General features: G+C 58.7%; 3 protein-coding genes. All 3 read left to right on the top strand.

Annotation, left to right across the window (positions count from 1 at the left end; genetic code table 11):
* Window positions 1-441 precede the first annotated feature (441 nt).
* The 3 genes from AC04MI_RS24550 to AC04MI_RS24540 are packed head-to-tail and all read left to right on the top strand — an operon-like array spanning window position 442 to window position 2,150.
* Window positions 442-768 carry a hypothetical protein gene (locus tag AC04MI_RS24550; RefSeq protein WP_476498966.1) on the top strand — a complete coding sequence of 109 codons (327 nt, stop codon included), beginning with the start codon at window positions 442-444 and terminating at the stop codon, window positions 766-768.
* Window positions 755-1,186, top strand: a complete 432-nt coding sequence (locus tag AC04MI_RS24545; RefSeq protein ID WP_476498965.1) for a hypothetical protein — start codon at window positions 755-757, stop codon at window positions 1,184-1,186. The genes AC04MI_RS24550 and AC04MI_RS24545 overlap by 14 nt, the downstream gene beginning before the upstream one ends.
* 58 nt (window positions 1,187-1,244) lie before the next feature.
* Window positions 1,245-2,150 carry an FRG domain-containing protein gene (locus AC04MI_RS24540; protein WP_476498964.1) on the top strand — a complete coding sequence of 302 codons (906 nt, stop codon included), beginning with the start codon at window positions 1,245-1,247 and terminating at the stop codon, window positions 2,148-2,150.
* Window positions 2,151-2,549 lie beyond the last annotated feature (399 nt).

Below are 2,549 nucleotides of genomic sequence, written 5' to 3'. Positions count from 1 at the left end.
TTTGGTCACGCCCCGGCCGGGTGTGCGCACGTGTGCGCGCCCTGGTGGTCCTGTCGCCACCGCCGTCCGCCCCGTCCACCCCGTCCACCCCGTCCACCCCGTCCACCCCGTCCACCCCGTCCACCCCGTCCACCCTACGTCCACCGGGGGGTGGACGGCGTAAGCGGTTGATTTCATTAGGGAAACGGGCGACACGTCCACCCGTCCACCCCAAATGACCATCCGCACACACACAAGCGCGTGTGCAGACACGGGGGCGCGTGTCTGCGCGCCCGCGCGGGCGCAGCTCACCTACCTACCTATGGACAGGGTGGTCCTATGGACGGATCAAGGATTGGCGCGGGTTTGCGCCGTCCACCCCTCGGCCACCCTGGGGCTGTTGGTGGTCCTGTTCTCTCTCATCACACCTTGTGCACACGTGTGCACAGCAAGGATTTCGCTATGACAACACCAGCCAAGCCAGCCAGCATGCGGGAGGCGATGCCAGAGACCGCTGACTTTGTGGACCGCAAGCGCGCGGAATGGGGTAGGGCCTACGTGGATGACTGCCTCAAGCGTTCATTGGCGGGTGAGCCCGGCTACTTCTACGCCATCGAGGGCGGGCACGTGATGGGCACGCCGTGGGGTGTCCCGCCCGGCGGCGTGGGTAGCACCATGTGCATTGCCAGGCTGCAGGCCATGGCCCTGATGATGGGCACCACGTTCGCGGGGTTCATGCGAGAGCCGACTGCAGCAGCTGCAGCAGGGGGTGGTGATGGCAAGGCTTGAGCACATCCGGCAGCGGCTGGAAGAGTGGGCAATCTGGAAGACCCGCGACGAAGCCGGTGCACGTGGCTATGCCAGCAGCTCTGTGTTGCTGACCGTCACCAGCTGTTTCTCGCGTGGCTCGTACAACGGCATGCTGATCCCGGTGTTTGAGGAACGCTCGGCGGAGACCGACCTGGCGGTGGAGTCGCTGAAGCTCACGCGGTCGCATCTGTATGCCACGCTGGACTACATCTACTTGAAAGAGCTGGGCATCCCCATGACGGCATTGAAGATGCGAAGGGCTCAGTCCACCATCAAGGCGCAGTTGGAATCGGCAGACCATGCGATTGCTGAGTTCTTGGAGAACCGGGCCATTGAGGCTGAGAAAAGGCGGGTCATGGCTGAGTTTGAGAGGCGACGCTCGGGTTCTGCACCATAAGTGCTAAGTCCAAATTGAGGCATGCTAGAGGTTCTCTCACGCATTCGCACGAATTTATATGAACGACTACACGACGGACGAGCTGTTTGACACGCCCCGAAAAATGGTGGACGCCTTTTTGGACACATCGTGGTTTAAAACCGAGCGTCCCTGGCAGATAGGCATGGCGGGTAAAGGTGGGATGATTTTTCGTGGGCAGTCGGATACTGCGTGGAATTTGACTCCATCCGGTTTCCGAGATGGGTGTTTCGCAAAATTCGTACCTCAGCGCCCCGGCAAAACCGGCCATGTCCGGGGTAGATTGGGTGCTCATTTGCACGCTGAGGGGCGATCCGTATTTCTTTTCCTGCAGGCCGCTGATGCTTTGGGAATTCAAAACCCGATTGACTATACGACTACACGAGACAGCGCTGACTTGGTAAACGCGGCACTAAATCATCTGGACGCAGATTACGAGAGGCCGTTTCCGCCACATACATTTCATCGGGCAACAGCATTGGCCCAGCACCACGGTGTTCCCACCAGGTTTCTCGACTGGTCGGAATCACCATTGATAGCCCTTTATTTCGCTGCTTTTGGGGCCTCGTCTCTGGTCAAACCCTCGCTCCGGCCCGATCAAGAGATCGCTGTGTACTTCATCAGCGTGGACCAGATTCAAAAGGACAACTCTCCCTTAACGCTGGTGCGTGCGCCGCGTCATGAAAACTCGCATTTGCTTCAGCAGAAGGGAGTTTTTACAAACTTCGCTGCGGCCAATTCTTTCTTCCTGGCGAATGAAAGATGGCCGGATGTTGAAGACTACATAACAAGAGAATTTCAACTCCATCGGTTCCGACTCCCCGCATCAGAAGCAGACAACGCATTACGGCTGCTGTTCGACCTTGGCATTACACGCCACTCACTGATGCCTACTCTCGACAATGCGGCGCTCGCATATGCTTACGCGCAGGCACTTTTTGAGTGATGAGAGTTTTACACCTTAGACCTTTTAGGTACATTTCAGGCACCTTGTGTTTATTGCGCCCCTCCCTGTAATGGATGCGAGGCGGGAACCCCGGCAGGCTTAGCTTGTCGGGGTTTTCTTTTTACTGTTCCTGTTGTGAGTGACCGATATGAAGCCTTCTGCCCGCGATAGCGATAGCGATAGGCGGCGGGGCACAGCCCATCAGCGTGGCTACACATCGGCGTGGAAGAAGGCACGGGATGGTCACCTGCGGTCGAATCCGCTTTGCGAGGATCACAAGAAGCGCGGGGACCTGGTGCCCGCCACTGTGGTGGACCACATCGAGCCGCCCAAGATCATGGACGCTGTGGAGTCGGGAGACCCTGAGCGGATCGCTGCAGCGCGGGCACTGTTCTGGAA

This window comes from Acidovorax sp. LjRoot204 (assembly GCF_056175785.1).
Note: the sequence above shows the minus strand (reverse complement) of the source record. Positions and strands in the feature narration are given on the sequence as shown.

Bases quoted from the DNA above. Each gene is read 5' to 3' on its own strand.
- AC04MI_RS24550 (WP_476498966.1), top strand. From the start codon at position 442: ATGACAACACCAGCCAAGCCAGCCAGCATGCGGGAGGCGATGCCAGAG.
- AC04MI_RS24545 (WP_476498965.1), top strand. From the start codon at position 755: ATGGCAAGGCTTGAGCACATCCGGCAGCGGCTGGAAGAGTGGGCAATC.
- AC04MI_RS24540 (WP_476498964.1), top strand. From the start codon at position 1,245: ATGAACGACTACACGACGGACGAGCTGTTTGACACGCCCCGAAAAATG.